Origin of the sequence: Streptomyces geranii, from assembly GCF_002954775.1 — a bacterium.
In the GTDB taxonomy this organism is placed as follows: Bacteria; Actinomycetota; Actinomycetes; order Streptomycetales; family Streptomycetaceae; genus Streptomyces; species Streptomyces geranii.
The window spans coordinates 1-20,447 of sequence record NZ_PJME01000031.1 but is presented as its reverse complement, the minus strand read 5'-3'; the positions used below and the strand labels follow the sequence as shown (position 1 = coordinate 20,447).

20 protein-coding genes are annotated in these 20,447 nt (G+C 73.4%); 12 read left to right on the top strand and 8 right to left on the bottom strand.

All coding sequences use genetic code 11. From position 1 onward, the window contains the following. The first annotated feature begins 54 nt into the window (after positions 1-54). Positions 55-339 (top strand): chaplin, encoded by a 285-nt coding sequence (locus CW359_RS29370; RefSeq protein WP_105973202.1) that lies wholly within the window; start codon positions 55-57, stop codon positions 337-339. Between the two features lie 96 nt (positions 340-435). Here the strand turns inward: CW359_RS29370 and CW359_RS29365 are convergent, their stop codons facing one another. The 7 genes from CW359_RS29365 to CW359_RS29335 form a co-directional block, all read right to left on the bottom strand. Beyond that, positions 436-1,305: a tyrosinase family protein gene (locus CW359_RS29365; protein ID WP_105973201.1), complete on the bottom strand. Its 870-nt coding sequence runs from the start codon at positions 1,303-1,305 to the stop codon at positions 436-438. Next, positions 1,289-1,744, bottom strand: a complete 456-nt coding sequence (locus CW359_RS29360; RefSeq protein ID WP_105973200.1) for a tyrosinase cofactor — start codon at positions 1,742-1,744, stop codon at positions 1,289-1,291. Before CW359_RS29360 ends, CW359_RS29365 begins: the two co-directional genes overlap by 17 nt. Before the next feature lie 109 nt (positions 1,745-1,853). Next, complete coding sequence (locus CW359_RS29355; RefSeq protein WP_105973199.1) at positions 1,854-2,363, bottom strand: hypothetical protein; 510 nt, start codon at positions 2,361-2,363, stop codon at positions 1,854-1,856. A 155-nt stretch (positions 2,364-2,518) separates the two neighbouring features. Then, a complete protein-coding gene (locus CW359_RS29350; RefSeq protein ID WP_105973198.1) occupies positions 2,519-3,013 on the bottom strand; it encodes a DUF5949 family protein in 495 nt (164 codons plus the stop codon). A gap of 164 nt (positions 3,014-3,177) precedes the next feature. After that, entirely contained in the window at positions 3,178-3,468 is a 291-nt protein-coding gene (locus CW359_RS29345; protein WP_105973272.1) for a hypothetical protein, read from the bottom strand. 161 nt (positions 3,469-3,629) lie between these two features. Further along, positions 3,630-4,463, bottom strand: a complete 834-nt coding sequence (locus CW359_RS29340) for a hypothetical protein (protein ID WP_105973197.1) — start codon at positions 4,461-4,463, stop codon at positions 3,630-3,632. Positions 4,464-4,688: 225 nt separating this feature from the next. Next, on the bottom strand, positions 4,689-4,928 hold the full coding sequence (locus tag CW359_RS29335) for a chaplin (RefSeq protein WP_006382607.1): 240 nt from the start codon (positions 4,926-4,928) through the stop codon (positions 4,689-4,691). Positions 4,929-5,197: 269 nt separating this feature from the next. Between CW359_RS29335 and CW359_RS29330 the strand changes: the two genes are divergently transcribed. The 9 genes from CW359_RS29330 to CW359_RS29290 all read left to right on the top strand — a co-directional run bounded on the left by CW359_RS29330 (position 5,198) and on the right by CW359_RS29290 (position 15,866). Beyond that, positions 5,198-6,319 carry a DUF3344 domain-containing protein gene (locus tag CW359_RS29330; protein WP_105973196.1) on the top strand — a complete coding sequence of 374 codons (1,122 nt, stop codon included), beginning with the start codon at positions 5,198-5,200 and terminating at the stop codon, positions 6,317-6,319. A gap of 45 nt (positions 6,320-6,364) precedes the next feature. Then, entirely contained in the window at positions 6,365-7,555 is a 1,191-nt protein-coding gene (locus tag CW359_RS29325; protein ID WP_105973195.1) for a glycosyltransferase, read from the top strand. Beyond that, the gene (locus tag CW359_RS29320; protein ID WP_105973194.1) at positions 7,552-9,000 is read left to right on the top strand and encodes an exopolysaccharide biosynthesis polyprenyl glycosylphosphotransferase; all 1,449 of its coding nucleotides are present in this window, start codon (positions 7,552-7,554) and stop codon (positions 8,998-9,000) included. Before CW359_RS29325 ends, CW359_RS29320 begins: the two co-directional genes overlap by 4 nt. 77 nt (positions 9,001-9,077) lie before the next feature. Continuing rightward, entirely contained in the window at positions 9,078-10,337 is a 1,260-nt protein-coding gene (locus CW359_RS29315; protein WP_105973271.1) for an O-antigen ligase family protein, read from the top strand. Then, entirely contained in the window at positions 10,334-12,172 is a 1,839-nt protein-coding gene (gene murJ, locus CW359_RS29310) for a murein biosynthesis integral membrane protein MurJ (protein WP_232838655.1), read from the top strand. Before CW359_RS29315 ends, murJ begins: the two co-directional genes overlap by 4 nt. Positions 12,173-12,212: 40 nt before the next feature. Beyond that, complete coding sequence (locus CW359_RS29305) at positions 12,213-12,902, top strand: polysaccharide deacetylase family protein (protein ID WP_105973269.1); 690 nt, start codon at positions 12,213-12,215, stop codon at positions 12,900-12,902. 5 nt (positions 12,903-12,907) lie between these two features. Further along, complete coding sequence (locus CW359_RS29300; RefSeq protein WP_105973193.1) at positions 12,908-14,068, top strand: glycosyltransferase; 1,161 nt, start codon at positions 12,908-12,910, stop codon at positions 14,066-14,068. After that, on the top strand, positions 14,065-14,718 hold the full coding sequence (locus tag CW359_RS29295; RefSeq protein ID WP_105973192.1) for a YveK family protein: 654 nt from the start codon (positions 14,065-14,067) through the stop codon (positions 14,716-14,718). Before CW359_RS29300 ends, CW359_RS29295 begins: the two co-directional genes overlap by 4 nt. Further along, on the top strand, positions 14,715-15,866 hold the full coding sequence (locus tag CW359_RS29290) for a GNAT family N-acetyltransferase (protein ID WP_198655429.1): 1,152 nt from the start codon (positions 14,715-14,717) through the stop codon (positions 15,864-15,866). Before CW359_RS29295 ends, CW359_RS29290 begins: the two co-directional genes overlap by 4 nt. Positions 15,867-15,888: 22 nt before the next feature. Here the strand turns inward: CW359_RS29290 and CW359_RS29285 are convergent, their stop codons facing one another. Beyond that, the gene (locus tag CW359_RS29285; protein WP_198655428.1) at positions 15,889-17,226 is read right to left on the bottom strand and encodes a glycoside hydrolase family 26 protein; all 1,338 of its coding nucleotides are present in this window, start codon (positions 17,224-17,226) and stop codon (positions 15,889-15,891) included. A 124-nt stretch (positions 17,227-17,350) separates the two neighbouring features. Between CW359_RS29285 and CW359_RS29280 the strand changes: the two genes are divergently transcribed. Next, positions 17,351-18,856, top strand: coding sequence for a carboxylate--amine ligase (locus CW359_RS29280; protein ID WP_105973191.1), 1,506 nt, complete (start codon positions 17,351-17,353; stop codon positions 18,854-18,856). Beyond that, the gene (locus CW359_RS29275; RefSeq protein WP_105973190.1) at positions 18,856-20,154 is read left to right on the top strand and encodes an NAD(P)-binding domain-containing protein; all 1,299 of its coding nucleotides are present in this window, start codon (positions 18,856-18,858) and stop codon (positions 20,152-20,154) included. Before CW359_RS29280 ends, CW359_RS29275 begins: the two co-directional genes overlap by 1 nt. Positions 20,155-20,447: the final 293 nt, after the last annotated feature.

Genomic DNA, 20,447 nt, shown 5'->3' with positions numbered 1-20,447 from the left:
GGAAGTGCGGGCGCGAGTCCAGCGCTCGCACTCATCGAACCAAAGGAGAACGTGATGTCTCGCATCGCGAAGGCAGCCGTCGCCGCGCTCGGCACCGGTGCCGTGGTGCTCGGCGGTGCCGGTATGGCCTCGGCCGACGCGGGTGCCCAGGGCGAGGCCGTCGGCTCGCCCGGCGTCCTGTCCGGCAACGTCCTGCAGATCCCGGTCCACGTGCCGGTCAACGTGTGCGGGAACTCGGTCAGCGTGATCGGCCTGCTGAACCCGGCCTTCGGCAACACCTGCGCCAACGTCAGCGACGGCCACCCGGGCAACCCCGGCCCCGGCGGCTACGGCAACTGACCCGTCGTACGCACACCGTGAGAGCCCCGGCGGATCCACCGCCGGGGCTCTCACGCGTAACACTCGGCCGCTCAGCCGCTCGGCCAGCTCAACCCCTCAGGCGTACCGGTAGATCGCGCTGTGGTCCTCCAGCTGATCCGGCGTCACGTCCCAGGGCGGCAGCGCCTCGTACCGGGCGACGACCCGGCCGCGCTGCGGATCGCCCAGCTTCGGGGCCCGCTCGGGCAGATAGCGGGCGCCGGCGCCGTGCCGCCGCTGCCAGCGCGACCAGCACAGGTCGACGAAGGCGTGGTGCAGCCAGAACACCGGGTCGTTGACGGACGCGCCGCCGACCATGTGCCCGCCGACCCACCGGTGGACGCGGTTGTGGTTGCGCCAGGACGGGGCGCCGCGCCCGCTCCCCCACCCTTCGAGCTTGTTGCGGAACCCCTTCGCGGACGTCGAGTTCCACGGCGACACGTCGTAGACGGGATCGTCGAGGGCCACGGCCAGGTCCTGCGGGGTCGGCAGCGTGAGCGGATCGCGGACCCGGCCGAGATCCCGGGTGAGGAACTCCCCGTCGGTGACGCTCTCCCTGACGGTCCAGTCACCGCGGTCGTAGGCGAACGGCCCGCTCATCACCCGCTGGTCGGACGCCCGCCCGGTCCCGCCGAGCAGATCGTCGCTCCAGGGCGTGCCGGTGGCCGTCCGGTCCCGGGTCCAGTCCCAGTACGGCAGCGTCACCGCCGGGTCCACCCGCTGCAGCGCCTCCTCCAGGTCCAGCAGGAACCGCCGGTGCCAGGGCAGGAAGGAGGGCGCCATGTGCGCCGTACGCAGCCCCTTCTCACCGTCGGAGACGTAGTACTCGATGTGCGTGCGCACGAACTCGTCGTACTCGCCCCGCCGTTTGACCTCCATCAGCGCCCCGACGAACCGCCGCCGCTCGGTCCGCGTCAGCGTGCTGACGTCCTTACGCGTGTACGCCACGACCGCCCCCTTCGCCGCCGGCGACCGTCAGCTTCCGCCCGGGCCCCAGCTCGTCGACGGCGGCGCGGGCCGCCTCAAGGGGCGTGGGGTACGAGCGGTAGTGGTCGACCATGCTCAGATACGTCCCGTCCGCGCGCCGCATCAGATGCAGGGGCCGCCCGTCCACGGTGACGTGCCACGGCCCGCCGCCGGGCGTGCGCATCGCCTGCGTCATGTGGCCGTCGTCGGCCCGCATGCCGCGCAGCCGGCGGCCCCGGTACATCTCGTCGAAGGACGACGCGTCGTCGCCGCCGGGCTCCCGGCGGGGCCACGCGGCGGCGACGACCGGCACGACGGCCAGGGCGAGGGCCGACACGCACAGGGCGCGCAGCGCGTCCCGGCGCGTCCCGGACCGGACGGGGGGACCGGACGGGCCCCGCTCCACTCTGCTGACGAACAAGACTCTCGCCTCTCTCCTGGTTCCGTTCGTTCGGTGGTGCGACCGCCCGGTGACCCAGCGCGTCCTGTTCGTCAGGCCGGCGAGACGCCGACTCCGCCGACTACGACGGCTACAGGGAGCCGAGGCCCAGGGCACCCGTCGGGGCCGTCTGCAGCAGCGGGGTGAGGACCGCGGCCTGCGGCTCCCGGAGGGTCGGCAGGCCGAACACCTCGGGGTTGGGGGCGGTCAGCGGGGTCTCCACGGACAGGCCGGGGGTCAGGGTCCGCAGGTCGGCCGCGGGGACCTTGACGGAGGCCTCGTCGAAGCCCTTGCCGACCACCTGCGGCAGCGGCGTCTCGGCCGACAGGCCGGGCAGGGCGGCGCCGAGCGGCACCTGCGGCAGCGCGCTGGCCGGGATCATCTGGCCCTCGACGTAGCGCGGGCCCTCGGGCACGCCCGGCATCAGCAGCGGCAGTTCGCCGCCGACCTTGGGCAGGTCCAGGTTGAGGGACTGCTCGACGCCGTCCAGCGGGACGGGTACGGGGACCGTGTCGGCCGCGACGGCGGGGGCCGCGGCGCCCACCGCCGCCGCAACGCCGGTGAGGACGGCGGCGGCAAAGGTTCGAGTGGTCGACTTCATGGCAAGTACGGTCCTTTACAGGAATCGGGGGTGTTCGTCCGTACCGCGTAACGATCCTGAGAACCGCATCAGCGCAAGATTCCCCCGACCGGCGCATTAGTCATGAGATCGGTCCGGAGAGCGGCTCCCCCCTTCGCCGCTCCGGACGTCGGTCGTCAGCGCAGGCTGCGGGCCGGGAGGATGACGTGGGCCGCGGCGGTGAGGGTCTCCTCGGCGCCCGCGAAGGCGGCCAGTGCCTCCGGCTCGACGGCCTTGCCGGGCTGGGCCTCGGGCCACGCGCGGGTGGTGAACACCAGGTAGGCGAAGCCGCGTTCGGCGACGGCGGTCAGCCACTCCGGGGGCGGCGTGCACTGGGCGTTGAGCTGCGGCATGTTGACGACGGCCGAACCGGCCTCGACGAGCAGGCTGACCGGCAGGCTCGGCCGGGTCGAGCCGTCGACGATGTCGCCGCCCACCGGCAGTCCGGTGTTGGCGAGGAGCTGCTCGACGGCGACGGCCGAGGCCTCCGGGCCGCCCTCGCCGTCCCCGAGGGAGTAGGCGAGCAGGTAGGGCATGTCGCCGTCGGGGGCGTCACCGCTCCAGGCCATGACGACGAGCGTGCCCAGGTCGGCGATGCGGAAAGGGCGCGTTTCGCTTGAGGTTGAGGTCACCGCGGAACCTTATCGACGGGATTTGGCGCGGCCGTCCGCATTCTCACTCGACCGGGGGATTTCCCGCCGGTATCCACACGAAAGAGGGACGGGACTCGAACAGCGCGAAGGACCGATTCCGCGCGCCGGAACCGGTCCTTTCGACACCCATGTGAAAACTCGTGTCAGCCCTGGAGGGGGAGGCCGCCGAGGAGCCCGCCGTTGGAGTTGAGGGCGGTCGTCGCGTCCTTCACCGAGTTGAGCACCGAGCCCTTGTTCTCGGTGTCGAGCGCGTTCGACTGGTGCTGGAGCGGCTGCAACTGGTCCACGTCGAGGCCGTTCCGGGTCAGCGTGTCGAGACCGCCGTTGAGGCTGGTGGGGGTGAGCGCGGCGGTGTCGTAGGCGAACGCGGGGGCGGCGGCACCGGCGATGACCAGGGACCCGGCGACAACAGCGGCAGCCTTCAGGGACTTCATCATGTTCCTTCCATCGGGAATTCTGTCGCCGTGCCTAACGATCTCCGGTGACGACGGAAACCCCGTAAGCAGAAATTTCTGCGGCCCGTGTCGTTCCCGAAAGACGAAATGCCTCTCAGCGGATTGACGTACGGGCCGCAGAAATGGTGCCGCTCGTGGAGCTAGTTGCCCGGCAGCGCCAGCGGCGGTACCGGCACCGGCAGCGGGGGCACCTCCGCCGGCAGCTTGGGCAGCGCGGGCAGACCGGCCAGGTCGGCCGCGGGCAGACCGCTGCCGAGCAGGGTGGCGGCGACGAGGCCGACGAGGCTGGTCACCACCCCGGTGACGGCCGGGACGACGTTGGCGGCATCGCCGGAGGTGACCGCCGTCAGCAGCGTGTCGACCGCCTTCTCCAGCGCGGCGAGCGCGTCGCCCTTGATGTCGAGCGGCCCCTTGGCCTCCCTGGCCGCCTTGACCGCCTTGGCGGGCGCCGGAAGCGTGGAGTAGATCGGAAGCGCGGGCGCCGGGGGAAGCGCCGGGGTGGTGGGCAGGGCGGGGGTGGTCGGCAGCGCCGGAGTCGTGGGCAGCGCCGGAACCGCCGGGACAGCCGGGACTGCGGGAACCGCCGGGACCGCCGGAGCCTCCGGCGTCGTCGGCAGGTTCACCGGCGGGGTCGCCGGTGCCGGAGCCGGTGCCGCCGCCGTGGCCGACGCGATGGCCGTCTTGACGGTGTCGACCAGCTTCGTCGCCTCGTCCAGCGGGAGTTGGCCGTTGTCCGCCTTGAGCACGGCGGTCAGCAGATCGGTGACGGGTTTGAGTACGCCGCCCAGGTCGCCCAGCGCCTCGACCTGCGCGAGGAGCGCGTCGGCGTTGGGGACGGGAGCCTGGGAAGCCGCGTTGCCGCGCTCGCGGGCCGGGTCGCCGTCTGCCGCCAGAGCGGCCGGTGCGCCTATTCCGAGCAGGAGGGTGGCGCAGAGTGCGGTCGACGCGATACGCCGTGCGGGCAGAGCACGCATGGAGGTTCCTTCCGGTGTGCGGTGGTGCGGTGAGGTGTACGGACGGATGAACCCGCCGTCGGATCCACCGTCAGATCCACCGCTGCCACCCGCAACCGGTCCGGCCCTCCCCGCCGCCATTCGGCGCAGCGAACGCCCGGAACACGAACCGGCCGCCCTCCCTGGAGGGGAGGACGGCCGGCAGAAGGGTCCGCGCCGACTCACGTCGGCCGCTGACGACTTACGTCAGTCGTTGACGCAGGTGTTGCCGAACGCCGGGTTCAGCAGACCGATGACGTTGACGGTGTTGCCGCAGACGTTGACCGGAACGTGGACCGGGACCTGGAGGACGTTGCCCGACAGGACGCCCGGGGAGTGGGCAGCGGCGCCGTGCGCGTCGCTGTCGGCGGCGGCGACACCGGCGGTACCCGCCACGGCGGCGACGGCAACGGTGGAAAGGGCGAGGCCCTTCGCGATACGCGACATGGAGAAGTGCTCCTTGGGAGTTGTCACAAACATCCGGGCGGGGATGCCCGGCGCTGTGTCAACGCGTGGCGCGCGCCCGGGTTGTGCCGCCAATGGGGTGATCTCGCTAATCGCTCGGACGCACGATTCCGACACAGTTGCCATGTATCAGCGATAAATACGCATAGCGGCTAGAGTGACTCACCTTCTGCCGACCGCGACAAATAAGTGATGTCCACATTTTCTGTCCGTCGGTCCACGACCTTTTCCCCGAAAGGGCAACGCCGGTCATGCGTATTTCCCCGGGCCTTCCGCTGCGCCGTGCGATGGTGGGCGTCTTTGCCGTCGCCGCGATCTGTACCCCGGGAGGTACGGCGACGGCCGGGCCGCCCGCCGAGAAGCAGTCCGGCAAGGAGGCGACCCGCCTCGCGTTCACCGAGCGCTACCGCGCCCTCCAGCACGGCGGGATCGTCCGCGCCGCCAACGCCTCCATCAGCTGCCGCACCGCCCTCGGCACCTGCGCGGGCGTCCGCAAGGGCGAGCGGCTCGCGAGCGCGACGGGCGGCACGAAGGCGGCCGTCAACAGCGACTTCGACATGTTCTACGTCGATGTCGACAGCGATCCGAACACGTACAACTCCAGCCGCGCGGAGGTCCGGGTGCCGCAGGGCGGCACGGTCACGTACGCGCGCCTGTACTGGGGCGGCAACCTCAAGGTCGGGGAGCAGAAGCCGCCGAAGGACAACGGGCGGGTGCTGATCGCGGAGCCCGGCGGCGAGTACAAGGAGCTGCTCGCGGACTCGGTCGTCGGGCACCGGGTGGCGCGCGGCGCCGACGCCTTCCAGGCCTCCGCCGATGTCACGAAGCTGGTCAGGGAGAGCGGTTCGGGGCTTTACACGGTCGCGCAGATCAATGTGGCCATGGGGAAGTCGGCGGCCGGTGCCTGGGGCGGCTGGACGCTGGTGGTGGCGTACGAGAAGGCGGCGGAACCGCTGCGGCGGCTCGCGGTGTGGGACGGGTTCGACACGCCGGAGACCCGTACGGGTGACATTCCGTCGGTCCGGTTGGCCGAACTGAAGTTCCCGGTGGGCGCGAACGGGCGGGCCGGTCTGGTCGCCTACAACGGCGACCGGGGCAGCGTCGGTGACTCCCTGTCGGTGTCCGTCGGCGGGCGTACGACCACGCTCGGGGACCCGGCCAACCCCCGCGACGACGTACTGAACTCCACGATCGGCGGGGCCGTCTCGGAGCGCGTTCCGGCGTACGCGAACACTCTCGGTTACGACTCCGACGTGTTCGAACTGGGTACGGCGCTGCGGCGCGGTGGTGACCAGCTGGCCTTCCGGCTCGTTTCCCAGCGGGACGCGGCGTGGGCCGGCGCACTTTTCGTGGCCGTCGACGCCAGGCAGTAGCCGAGGCGCGTCCAACGCCGCCACCCGTGAGCGAGGAAACCGCGCATGCAACTGTCAGCACCCGGCCTCCGGCCACGGGTCCTGCACATCACCCAGCCGGTGGACGGCGGGGTCGCCCGGGTCGTGACGGACCTGACGCGGGCTCAGCTGGCCGCCGGTCTGCACGTCTCGGTCGCCTGCCCGGACGGCGGTGACCGCCACGGCCTCGCCGCACAGCTGACGGCGCTCGGCGCCGACGTACATCCCTGGCACGCGACCCGGGCGCCGGGGCCCGCGCTGGCCGGGGAGGTGCGGCGGCTCGGGCGGCTGGTCCGGGCGGTGCGGCCGGACGTCGTGCACGCGCACAGCGCGAAGGCCGGGCTGGCCGCGCGGCTGGCCGTACGGGAGCGGGTGGCGACGGTGTTCCAGCCGCACGCCTGGTCGTTCGAGGCGGTCGGCGGGCCCACCGCCGCGCTGGCGCTCAAGTGGGAGCGGTGGGGCGCGCGTTGGGCCTCCCGCGTGGTGTGCGTGAGCGACGCCGAGCGGGCCACCGGGGTGCGGGCCGGGATCGCCGGGCGGTGGCGGGTGATCCCCAACGGGATCGACACCGAGCGCTTCCGGCCGACGGACCGGGACTCCGTACGGGCCGGGATCCCGCTGCTCGCCGAGGTCGGTCCGGGTGCTCCGCTGGTCGTGTGCGTGGGGCGGCTGTGCCGGCAGAAGGGGCAGGACGTGCTGCTCCGGGCCTGGGGCGAGGTCGCCGAACGGGTGCCGGGGGCGCGGCTCGTGCTCGTCGGGGACGGTCCCGACGCGGCGCGGCTGCGGGCGCTCGCGCCGGACTCCGTGCTGTTCGTGGGGGCCGTCGCCGATGCCGTCCCCTGGTACCGGGCCGCCGATCTGGTCGTCCTGCCCTCGCGCTGGGAGGGCATGGCGCTGGCGCCGCTGGAGGCGATGTCCTGCGGGCGGCCGGTGGTCGTCACCGATGTGGACGGCGGGCGGGAGAGTCTGCCGGCCGCTCTCGCCCCGCGCTGTCTGGTGCCGGCCGAGGACCCCGCCGCGCTGGCCGGGAGCGTATCCGCATTACTGCTCGACCCGCCGCTGCGTGAGTCGCTGGGGCAGCTGGGGCGTCGGCACGTCCTGTCCGCGCACGACGTCCGGCACACCGCCGAGGCCGTCGCGGACGTGTACCGCGAGCTGATCACCGCGCACGCCGTGCGGCCCGTGCGCGCCGAGTACAGGGAGTCCATCCACTCGTGACTGCGGAAAGTACCGTCCCTTCCCCCGGCGGAAGGCCGCGGGAGCACGGATTCTCGACCGTATCGGCCGTCTCGGTCATCCCGCGCCGCGGGGCGATCGGCGGCTTCAGATTCCCGGCCGGCCGACGCCCCGCGCCCCGGCCGGCCTCCCCGCTGCCCCTGCTCGCCGTCGACAGCACCGCCGCCCTGCTCGGCGTCCTGGCCCTGCCCGAGCCGCAGCGCCACCCCCTTCTCGTCGGCGCGCTGCTGCTGGGTGTGGTCGTGCTGAACACGCGGGCCTCGCTGTACCGGCCCGAGTCGATGCCCGCGTTCCTCGACGAACTGCCCGCCGTCTGCGGCCGGATCGCGATGGGCTGGCTGGCGCTGGCCGCCGTGGTCGGGGCGTACGCGCCCGCCGACTCGCTCTCCGCCCGGACCCTCGCCCTGGGCTGCGCGGTGCAGGCGGCGGCGAGTGCCGCCGGGCGCGGGACCGTCCACCGGGTGCGGCGCCGGGCGCTGCTGCGCCGCCCGCACACCGCCCTGGTCATCGGCCCGACCGGCACCGCCCGGCGGGTGGCCGCCGCGTTCCTGCGCCACCCGGCGTGCGGGGTACGGCCGGTGGGGCTGATCACCGACCACCCGGACGGCATCGCGGGCCTGCCCGTGCTGACCACCGGCGAGGAGGTCGAGCGGGCGCTGATCCAGAACGGCGTCCGGGCCGTGCTCGCCGTCCACCCCTCCGTACGCGCCGAACAGGGGCCGCTGCTGCGGGCGTTGGCCGAGTCGGGCTGCACGGTGTGGGAGATCGACGCCGAGTCGCCCTCGTACGAGAGCGCCGAACGGCTCGCCGGGTTCTCCTGCCGGCGGCTCGCGATGGTGCCGGACCGGCCGGGCAGCCTGAGCAAGCGGACGCTCGATGTCGTGGTCTCGGGCGCGCTGCTCCTGATGGTGTCGCCGCTGCTGCTGCTGTGCGCGGTCGTGCTGCGGCTGACCGGCGGGCCCGGGGTGGTCTTCCGGCAGGAGCGGATCGGCATGGACGGGCGGCCGTTCACCCTCCTCAAGTTCCGCACCCACCGCCCGGTCGACGAGATGGAGGCGGCGACCCGCTGGAGCGTCGCCGACGAGCGGCGGATGAACTGGTTCTGCCGCTTCCTGCGCCGCACCTCGCTGGACGAGCTGCTCCAGCTGTGGAACGTCTTCTGGGGCGACATGAGCCTGGTCGGGCCGCGCCCCGAACGCCCGTACTTCGTCGGCAAGTTCAGCCAGACCTACCCCGGTTACGCGGCCCGGCACCGGATGCAGACCGGGATCACCGGGCTCGCCCAGATCCACGGGCTGCGCGGGGACACCTCGATCGAGGACCGCTGCCGGTTCGACAACGCCTACATCGACAACTGGTCGCTGTGGCAGGACATCTGCATCCTGCTGCGCACCGCCGCCGCGCTCGTCCGACCGACAGGAAGTTGACAGCGGTGAGCCACAGCCCCGCGCTGACGTTGCCGTACCGAGTGCCCTTCGCCTCCTTCGCCCCGCTCCTCCCGGTCATGCTGGTGATCGCCCTGCTCGGGCTGCCCGCCACGCAGGGCACGGACGGCGGGGCCACCCCGGCCGATGCCGTCTCCGGGCTCGTGGTCCTCTACTGCGCGATCCGGGTCGTACGGGAGCGGCGGCGCCCGCTGTCCCGTACGGCCGCCGTGGTGATCGGGATGCCCGTGGTGGGGCTCGCGGTCGCGGCCGTCGGGGCTTCCTCGCCCGCCGCCGGGCTCGGCGGGCTCGGGCGCTACCTCCAGATCTTCGTGCTGGTCCCGGCGTCCGTGGTGCTGCTGGTCCGGGACCGGCGCGACTTCCGGGTGCTGGCCTGGGCGTTCGTCGCCTTCGCCGGGTTCCAGGGGGCGGTCGGGGTGCACCAGTACGCGACCGGGACCGGCGCCTCCTACCAGGGCGAGGAGATCCGGGCGGTGGGCACCTTCGGACCCGCCGACGTGATGGGCATGGCGACGGTGGTGTGCTTCGGGCTGATGTGCGCGGTCGGGCTGGCGCTGGGGGCAACCGCCTCTCGACAGCGGACCGTTGCCGCCTGCTGCGCCCTCGCGCTGCTCGCCCCGCTCGCCGTCTCCTTCAGCCGGGGTGCCTGGATCGCCACGGCGGCGGCCTGCGCGCTGCAGCTGGTGCTGGCCGGGATGCGCCGCGCGCTGAAGGTCGGCGCGGTGGTGGCCGCCTGCGCCGTGATCCTGGTCGGCGGCCTCGGGGTCGGCTCGGCGATGTTCCAGGAACGGATCAGCAGCATCGGCCAAGTCACCGACGCCCCCGACCAGTCGGTCACCGACCGGTACACGATGTGGGCGGCGGCGACCGACATGTGGAGCGAACACCCGCTCACCGGCGTCGGGTTGAAGGGCTTCCCCGAACACCGCGACGGCCACGCCTCGTTGGCCCTGTCCTCCGGCAGCGACACGGAGGGCGCGGGCGCCGCCTACCGCAAACAGCCACTGCTGTCCCCGCACAACATGTACCTGCTGGTGCTGAGCGAGCAGGGCCTCATCGGGCTCGTCGCCCTCGGCGGCAGCTGGCTGGCGCTGCTGGTGTGCGGTCTGCGCGGGCTCGTACGGGTGCGCAGGGGCCGTACGCCCGACGGGCTCGACTGCGCGCTCGTCGCCTGCGGGCTGCTGATCTGGCAGTTGATCGACTTCCTGTACGCCGACATCGGCGGGCCCGCGACCGTGCTGACCGCCCTCGCCTTCGGGCTCGTCGCCTGGTGGGCCCTCGTCGGCGGCGACGAAGCGCCCAGGGCGTCCACGCGATGAACGCGACGCCTCCTCGGACCGAGGGAGAGACCCAGGGTGAGATCGAGGGCGAGATCGAGGGTGGGACCAAGGTGACGCTGCCCGCGGCCCGCGCCGCCTCACCGGCCACGAAGAAGGGAAAGGGAGGCGCGGGGGAGGGTGACAAAGGGGGCGGCGCCGGTGCCGAGACAGGTACCGGGGCCGGGGCCGCCGAACTCGCCCCCGTCTCCCGCAAGTTCCTCGCCAAGGCCACCCTCGTCACCGCCGTCCTCTCGGTCGCGGGCGCGCTGCTCGGGCTGGTCCGGGACCAGTCGCTGGCCCGGCTGTTCGGGGCCGGCAGCGACACGGACGCATTTCTCGTCGCGTGGACCGTGCCGGAGTTCGCGGCGACGCTGCTCATCGAGGACGGGCTGGCCTTCGTCCTGATCCCGGCGTTCAGCATGGCGCTGGCCCGACGCGCCCAGGGTGCCCCCGGCGATCCGGTACGGGCGCTGGTCGCCTCGACGCTCCCCCGGCTGGCGCTGGCGTGTGCGGGCGGCGGCGCCCTGCTGATCGCCATCGCGCCCTACCTGGTCGACGCGCTCGCCCCCGGGCTGCCCGACCCCTCGCTCGCCGTGGACTGCACCCGCCTCACCGCGACCTGCGTCCTCAGCTTCGGGCTCGCCGGGTACTGCAGCGCGGCCCTGCGCGCGCACCGGCGGTTCCTGGCGCCGGCGGCGATCTACGTGGCCTACAACGTCGGCATCATCACGGCGATGTTCGTGCTGGGCGGGCGTTGGGGGGTGCGCTCGGCGGCGGTCGGGGTGGCGGTGGGCGGCGGCCTGATGGTCGTAACCCAACTGCCTTCCGTGCTGCGGCAGTTGCGGCGGCGCCGGTCGAAGGCGGACGAGGTCGCGGCTGCCGAGCTGGTCGCGGACGAGACGTCCGGGGCGCCGATGGCATTCGCGCTCGTCGCGCCCGTGCTGCTGTTCGCGCTGACCCGGCAGTCGCAGGTGCTGATCGAGCGGTTCCTCGCGTCCACGCTGCCCGCCGGGGCGATCTCGCACCTCAACTACGCGCAGAAGGTCGCGCAGATCCCGATGACGCTGTCGCTGATGCTGTGCACGGTCACCTTCCCGGTGGTCGCGCAGGCCATCGCCCAGGGCGACACCGAGCGGGCCCGCAGCCGGGTGGAGCGGGATCTCGCGCTGGCCGCCTGGGTGGTGCTGCTCGGGGCGGCGGCGGTGGTCGCCTGTGCTCCGCAGATCATCGAAGTCCTGTTCCAGCGGGGCGCGTTCACCGCCCGGGACACCGAGGCGACGGCCACCGTGATGCGGGTCTACGCGGTCGGGCTGCTCGGGCACACGATGGTCGGCGCGCTCGTCCGCTCCTACTTCTCCTCGAACCGGCCCACCTGGTACCCGCTGGCCGCGATGGCCGCCGGGATCGTCGCGACCTCCTGGATCGGCGCCTGGTCGGTCGGGCCGTGGGGCGTGTGCGGGATCGCCGCCGCCAACGCGGCCGGGATCACCCTGTCCGCCGCCCTGCTGCTGTACGGCATGGGTCCGCGCAGTGTGCCGATCCGGACCCGGCGGGTGCTGGCCGAGCTGAGCAAGCCGGTGCGCGCGGCGGTGTGCGCGACGGCCGCGGGGGCGTTCGTGACCAGCCGGATCGACGGGCCGGTGACGGCTCTCGCCGCCGGTACGGCGACCGTGACCGTCGTCTTCTTCCTGCTGGGCCTGCTGATGCGGGCCCAGCCCGTGCAGAGCCTCCTGCTCGCACTCCGTTCCCTACGCTCCATGACCCGAAGGCTTCCGCATGCCCGCAAGCGCACCCGTACCCACGCCCGTCCCCGCCGCCGCGACCGCGTCCGCTGACCGGGCCCGAAGAGGCGCGCTGTCCGTCCCGTGGATCGCGATGTACCACTCGGTGGGCGACTGCTCGGACGACCCCTACAGCATCACGGTCACGCCCGACCGCCTCGACGCCCAGCTGCGCTGGCTGCACCGGCGCGGACTGCGGGGCGTCGGTGTCGCCGAGCTGCTCGCCGCGCGTGCCCGGGGTGAAGGGCGCGGGCTTGTCGGGCTGACCTTCGACGACGGGTACGCCGACTTCCTCACCAACGCCCTTCCGGTGCTTGAGCGTTGGGACTGCGGCGCGACCCTCTACGTGCTGCCGGGGCGGCTCGGCGGGGAGAACGCCTGGGACCCGCTGGGCCCGCGCAAGCCGCTGCTGACGGCGGACGGCATCCGTGCGGCTGCCGAGGCGGGGATCGAGATCGGTTCGCACGGGCTGACGCACGTCGACCTGACGAAGGCGGACGACGAGCTGCTGAGCGCCGAGGTCGCCGAGAGCAGAGCGGTGCTCTCGGAGTTGAGCGGTGCTCCGGTCGACGGCTTCTGCTATCCGTACGGGACCGTCGACCAGCGGGCCGCCGACGCAGTGCGCGACGCCGGGTACGGCTACGGCGTCGCCATCAACCCCGGCGCGCTCAACGGCGTCCACGTCCTCCCCCGCGTGCACATCGGCGAGAACGACACCGCCGTACGCCTCCACCTCAAGTACCGGCTGCACCGGCTGCGGCGCCGGCCCGTCGAGGGGGTGTGACTGCGGTGAAGGCCCTGCATGTCATCACCGGCCTCGGCGTCGGCGGCGCCGAGCAGCAACTCCGGCTGCTGCTGCGGCACTTGCCGGTCGACTGCGATGTCGTGACGCTCACCAACCCGGGCTCGGTCGCCGACGGGCTGGTCGCCGACGGCGTCCGGGTCGTCCACCTCGGCATGGCCGGCAACCGGGATCTCGCCGCGCTGCCCCGCCTGGTCGACGTCATCCGGTCCGGTCGCTACGACCTGGTCCACACCCACCTCTACCGGGCCTGCGTGTACGGCAGGCTCGCCGCGCGGCTCGCGGGCGTGCGCGGGATCGTCGCCACCGAACACTCCCTCGGCGACTCGCAGATGGAGGGACGGCCGCTGACCGCCGGGGTCCGCGCGCTGTATCTCGCGAGCGAGCGCCTCGGCCGCGCCACGGTCGCCGTCTCCCCCACGGTCGCCGAACGGCTGCGCCGCTGGGGTGTGCCCGCGCCCCGGATCGAGGTCGTACCCAACGGCATCGACCTGACCCGCTTCCGCTTCGACCCGGTCGCCCGCCACCGCACCCGCGAGCGGCTCGGACTGCCCGAGGGCGCGTACGTCGTCGGCGGCATCGGACGCCTCGCACCGGGCAAGCGCTTCGGCGACCTCATCGACGCGCTCGCCCAACTCCCCGACGACTACTGGCTGTTGCTCGTCGGCGGCGGACCCGAGGAGCACACCCTCCGGCGCACCGCGCACGAGGCGGGCGTCGCCGACCGGGTCCTGTTCACCGGCGAGCGCCCGTACGTGCCGGACGGCACCCCCGGCCCCGACCTGCCCTCCCTCACCTCCGCGATGGACCTGCTCGCCTCCCCCTGCCCGGAGGAGGCCTTCGGGCTCGCCGTCGTCGAGGGCCTGGCCGCCGGACTGCCCGTCCGGTACGTCTCCTGCCCGGCGGTCGAGGACCTGCCCCCGGACTCCGCCGGGGGCGCCCGCCGCGTACCCGGCGGCGCCGACTCCTTCGCGCGCGCCCTCGCCGAGGCCCGCGCGCTGGGCCCGCAGGACCGCACACCCCCCGCAGCCGCCCACCACTACGACATCACCCGCAGCGCCGCCCAGCTGATGGACGTGTACGCCGCGACCGTCCCCTCCGCCACCCCGTCCCCGTCCCCCTCACCCCAGGGAGTCCCCTCCTCATGACCGAGAACGCCAGCAGAGTTCCCCGCCTCACTCCCTTCACCCGCACCCGCGTCCTGCCCGCGTGGTACCTCCTCACGGCCAGCGCCGTACTCGGCGGCCTCCTCGGCGGCGCCTACGGCACCTTCAAGGCCCCCACCTACACGGCCACCAGCTACGTCGTCGCCGTACCGACCGAGAAGTCCGACCCGGCGTCCGCGCTCGGCTTCGCGCAGGCGTACGGCCGGGTCGCCACGCAGCTCGCGGTGCTCGGGGACGCCCAGGTGTGGGCGGGCGTACCGATCTCGACGCTGCGGAAGAGCGTGCAGACGGCGACCTCGCCGGACGCGCCCATGGTCGCCGTCTCCGCCACCTCCGCCCGCCCCGAGCTGGCCGCCGACATGGCCAACGCGGTGGCCCGCTCGCTCACCCGGCACGCCAACGACACCAAGGACTCCACCCACGTCGAGCTGCTCCAGTTCTCGCGCGCGGCGAAGCCCGCCGACCCGTCCTCGGCCTCGGCGGCGGTGACCGGGCTGGTCGGCGCGAGCGCGGGCGGGCTGCTCGGCGGCCTGGTGCTGCTGGTGCGGCCCCGGCGGCGTACGGAGGAGGCGGCGCCCGCGGCCTCCGTACCGGGCCCGGCCGTGGCCGCCGACGCGCACGGCCAGCTGTGACGGTCACGGCACCGGGCGCCCTGCGCGCCGAAGTCGTCAGCGACGAGACCGCCTTCGCCGAACTCGCCCCGGCCTGGGGCCGGTTGTACAAGCGGTGCGGCGCGGCAACCCCGTTCCAGAGCCACGCCTGGCTGCACTCGTGGTGGCTGTCGTACGGCGTCCCGGGCCGGCTGCGGATCGTCGTGGTCCGCGACCCGGAGGGCGAACTCCTCGCCGCCGCCCCGCTGATGCGCGTACACCGTCCGCTGCCCGCCCTGGTGCCGCTGGGCGGTGCGATCTCCGACTACGGTGACGTCCTCCTCGACGACGCCACGGCCGACGAGGCCGCCGCCGCCCTCGCCGAGGGCCTCTCCGCCGCCGCCGGCACCGCGCTGATCGACCTCCGCGAGGTCCGTCCGGGCGGCGCGGCCGAGCAGGTGTACGAGTGCTGGCGTGGCCCCCGACGCCAGGTCAAGGACTCCCTGTGCCTGGAACTCCCGGCCGTCTCGATGGACGACCTGGTCTCCCGGCTGCCTTCCTCCAAGGCCCAGCGGGTCCGCGCCAAGCTGCGCAAGCTGACCGCGCTCGGCGTCGAGCGGCGCGTCGTGCGCCCGGACGAGGTCGACGCGGCGCTGGCCCGGCTGCTCGAACTGCACCAACTCCAGTGGCAGGGACGGAAGGTGACGTCGGAGCATCTCCAGCCCCGGTTCCGCGAGCACCTCGCCCGGTCGGTCGGGCCGATGGTCCGCTCGGGGGACGCGGTGGTCACCGAGTTCCGCCTCGACGACACCGTGGTCGCCGTCGATCTGACCCTGCTGTCGGGACGCCTCGCGGGCGGCTATCTGTACGGCGCCCATCCGGGCCTGCGGAAGCGCAAGGCGGACGTCGCCGTGATGCTCCTCGACGCCTGCGCCCAGCACACCGGGGCGGGCGGGCACGGCACGCTGAGTCTGCTGCGCGGGGACGAGCCGTACAAGTACCACTGGCGCCCCGAACCCGTCGTCAACCAGCGCCTGTTGCTGGCCCGGCGGCTGACCGCGCCGCTGATGTCGGCGGTGGTGTGCGACGTCGCCGCCCGCAGCCGGGGCAAGGAGATCCTGCGCCGGCTGCGGGAACGTGAGGGAAACGGCGGTGGGGCGGAGAACGCGAACGGTGGCGGCGGATCGTGAACGACCCGCCGCCACCGGGCGGTCACCGACCGCGGGACCACCAGTCGAACTTCAGGCACAGCTTCCCGCCGAGCCAGTACTCCACCCAGTCGCCCAGATCCAGCGGCGAGCAGTTGGGCGGCCGCAGCGGCACGGGCGGCGGGGTCACCGGGTCCGTGGGCTTCGGCGGCTCGGGGGTCGGTTCGGGCGTCGTCGGGACGGTCGGTTCCGGGGTCGGCACCGTCGGCTCCGGGTCCTTACGGCCCGTCAGGATCTGGCGGTACACCTCGGACGCCTGCGGATTGCTGCCGCACTGCCAGACGCCGTGCGGACAGTAGTCGGTCAGCGTGTTGTACAGCGGCTTGTGCTCGTCCATCCAGGCGAGCATGCGCCGCATGTACTCCGGGTTGTCGCCGTTGCGGAACAGCCCCCATTCCGGATAGGAAATGGGCTTTCCGTGCGCCTTGGCGAAATCCACATGTGCCTGGAGTCCGTACGGCTCACTGATCTGCTCGTCGAACGAGATTCCGCGCGGCTGGTCATAGGAGTCCATGCCGATGATGTCGACCGTGTCGTCACCCGGATAGCACTGTGTCCAGGGAATGGCGTCCTTGCCCCGGGTCGGATTGAAGTCGAACCGGAATTTCTGGCCCGGCACCGACCGCATGGTGGTGACGATCCTGTTCCAGTACTTCTTCCAGGACTCCGGGTCCGGCCCGCAGCGAGAGGTGTAGGTAATGCCGTTCATCTCCCAGCCGAGCACGATCACGGTGTCCGGGATCTTAAGCTCGACCAGCCGCTCGGCCAGGGTGCGGAAGTGGTGATCGTAGAGACCGGCCGCGCCGCGCCGCAGCAGGCTGCGGACCCCGCGGTCGGAGACGCCCTCCTCGTTGCGCTCCTGCATGGGCACGTTGAGGACGAACAGCCGGTCCTCCTGGGCCCGCCGCCAGTCCGCCCACACGTCGAGGAACCCGGGCAGGCCCTCGATGTTGCTCCACCGGTCCCCCGGCAGGTAGGTGTGCCCGACGGTCAGGTCGGCACCGCCCAGCCAGCGGCTCAGCTCGGCGATCCTGGCCGTGCCCCGGACGCCGTCGTAGTCGACGTACGCGCCGAAGGCGGGCAGCTTCGGGGGCTCCGGCGGCTCGGGGGGCTCCGGTGGCTCGGGTCTGGGCGGCTCGGGGGGCTCGGGCGGCAGTGGGGGTTCGGGGGCCACGGGGTCGACCGGGGCGACCGTCCCGGTGGGTGGTACGGGAACGGGAGGATCGGCCACCCCCGCGCCCACGGCGTGACCCGGACCCGTCGTCAGGACAGCCGACAAGGCGACCGCCGCCGCCATGAACGCCAGCCGTCCGGTACGCGCCCGTCGCTTGTGTGGGGCCATTCCTGCTCCTTCTCCTGCTCCTTCTCCTGCTTTTCACCTACTGACACTCAGTCATACAAATATGAATTCCGCCACCGCGCCTAAGACTTTCGAGTGAACCGACCCGAAGGAAACCCGAAAAAACATGTCCGTGTCGCTCCTCGACACCCGTGTCCCCGCCGTCCTGGTGCGGACCGACCGGAATCCCTTTCACCACGGAACGCTGGGCGCCGTCCGCTCCCTCGGCCGGGCGGGCGTCGACGTCCATCTGATCGCCGACGTGACCGGAAGTCCCGTACGCAGATCGCGTTTCGTACGACGGCTGCATCCCCCGCCGCCGCCCGGCGCGGGCCCGGCCGACATCGCCCGCACGCTACTGCGGGTGGCCGCCCAGGTCGCGCGGCCCGCCGTACTCATCCCCCTCGACGACGCGAGCGCCGTCGCGGTGGCCCGCGCCCGGGACGAGCTGGCGCCCGCCTTCCTGCTGCCGCAGCAGCCCGGCGCGCTGGCCGAACGGGTGGCCGACAAGGCCGAACTGGCCGCCGTGTGCGCGGCCGTGGGCGTACCGCACCCGCTGACGCTGATCCCGGACAGCGCGACCGAGGCCGCCGCCGCTGCCTGGCGGCTCGGGCTGCCGACGGTGGCGAAGTGGAGCAGGCCCTGGCTGCTCCCGGCGGGCAGCGGGCTGCGCTCCACGGTCGTCGTGCGCTCGGCGCGGCAGGCGCGGGAGCTGTATCTGCGTACGGAGGAGGCGGGCAGCCGGCTGCTGCTCCAGGCGTTCCTGCCGCCCGGGCCCGACCTCGACTGGTTCTCCCACGGGTACGTCGACCGCACCGGAACCGTGCGCGGCGGCGGCCCCGGGCGCAAGCTGCACTCCTGGCCGCGCGCCGCCGGACTGACCGCGGTGGGCCACTGGACGCCGAACGCGCCGGTACGGGCGCTCACCGAACGGCTCATCGGCGAACTCGGCTACCGGGGCATCTTCGACCTCGACTACCGCCGCTGCACCACCACCGGCGGCTACCACCTGCTCGACTTCAACCCGCGCCCCGGCGCCCAGTTCCGGCTCTTCACCGACACGGCCGGTCTTGACGTCGTACGCGCGCAGCACCTGGATCTGACCCACCGTCCGATGCCGGAGGGGGCGGCCCGGCCGGGGCGGGCGTTCGTGGTGGAGAACTACGCGCCGCTCAGCGCGCTGCGCCCGGCACCGGCCGGCCGCGAACTGGCCTGGCACGCGCCGGACGACCTGGGTCCCGGCTGGGCGATGTGGGCCCTGTGGGCCCGGCACGCGGGGCGGCGACTGCCGTCGCGGCTGCGCCGGCTGTGCGAGCGGAGCGTGCCGGACGACGCGCGGTCGCGGGTGCGGGTGCGCGTGGTGCGGCAGGGCACCGACGCCCGGCCGTCCGAGACCGGCGGCCTGCCGGCCGACGTGCCGGTGGCCGACCGTGCCTCGGACGACGGGGCTCGGAGCGACGGCGCCCTGAACGACGGTGCCATGAGTGGCGGTCCCTTGATCAACGCGCCCCGGGACGGCGGTCCCCCGACCGACACACCCCGGGCCGGCGGCCCTGTGACCGACGTACCCGTGACCGGCGGTCCCCTGACCGACGGTCCGTTGACCGACGACGAGAAAGCGAGCAGTTGTTGATGTACGACCTGCTGGTGGTGGGCGCGGGCCCCTACGGCCTGTCCATCGCCTCCCATGCCGCCGGTGCCGGGCTCCGGCAGCGCGTGTTCGGCCGGCCCATGGCGTCCTGGCGGGACCACATGCCCCGGGGCATGTACCTCAAGTCGGAGCCGTGGGCCTCGAACCTGTCCGACCCCGACGGCCGCTGGCGCCTGGACACGTACTGCGCCGGGCGCGGTGTCGAGGCCCGGCACGGGGAGCCGATCCCGCTGGAGATGTTCGCCGCGTACGGCCAGTGGTTCGCCCGCAACGCCGTGCCCGAGGTCGACGAGCGGACGATCACGCGAGTGGCGCCCGTCGCCGGGGGCTTCGAGGCGGTGACGGAGGACGGCCAGACGGTACGCGCCCGGACGGTCGCCCTCGCGGTCGGCGTACTCCCCTTCGTCGAGATCCCGGCAGCGCTGCACGGCCTCGACCCCGACCTGGTCTCCCACAGCAGCCACCACGGCGAACTCGACCGCTTCCGGGGCCGGGACGTCACGGTCATCGGCGGCGGCCAGGCGGCCCTGGAGACGGCGGCCCTGCTCGCCGAACAGGGCACGCGCGTACGGGTGCTGGCCCGGGCGGACCAGCTGACCTGGAACGACGTGCCGCCCGCGTGGGAACGCCCCTGGTGGCGCTCGGTCCGCGCCCCGCACAGCGGCCTGGGCTGCGGCTGGCGCAACTGGTTCTACTCGGAACGCCCCGGCCTCTACCATCGCCTCCCCGAACCGACCCGCGCCCGTATCGCGGCGACGGCGCTCGGTCCGGCGGGCGCGTGGTGGGTACGGGCCCGGGTCGAACCGGCGGTGGAGGTGATGCTGGGTCAGGAGGTCGCACAGGCCCGGGAGTTGGCGGGCGGGGCGGGTGGCGTACGGCTGGAGACGGTGAGCCGGTCGGGTGAGCGAAGCACCCTGGAGACCGAACACGTCATCGCGGCAACGGGGTTCAGGGCGACGACGGACCGGATGGGGCTGCTGGACGCGGAACTCGGGGCCGGGCTGGGCACGTTGGCGGACGGGTCGCCCGCGGTCGGGCGGCACTTCGAGTCCTCGTACCCCGGGCTGTTCCTGGCGGGGCTGGTGACGGCGTCCGGGTTCGGGCCCGCCATGCGGTTCGTGCACGGGGCGACGTTCACGGCGGAGACGCTGGTGCGGGGGGTGCGGCGGCGGTTGCGGGCGCGGGGTGGTGGTGCGGTGGTGGTGCCTGCGCCGGCCTCGGCTTCGGCTTCGGCTTCGGGGCGGCGTGAGGAGGCTGTGCGGTCTCGCTCCGCGGGGTAGGCGGTTCGTTTTCTGCCGCGGGTTCGGTGGGGGCTGGTCGCGCAGTTCCCCGCGCCCCTGAAACGGCCCCCCGTGCCCCTTGCGGGGGCACGGGGGGCCGTTTCAGGTCGGCGGTGATTCAGCCGTGGGCTACTCGTGGGCGCCCGGGCCGCCGCGTCGGCCTCGCCTGTAGAGGACGAATCCGCCCGCGATCATCACAACGCTCACTGCCGAGGCCGCGATCAACTCCTCCCGGCTGCCGGTCGGCGGCAGGTGGGGGGGCTTGGTCGGCGGGGTGGTCACGGGGGGCGATG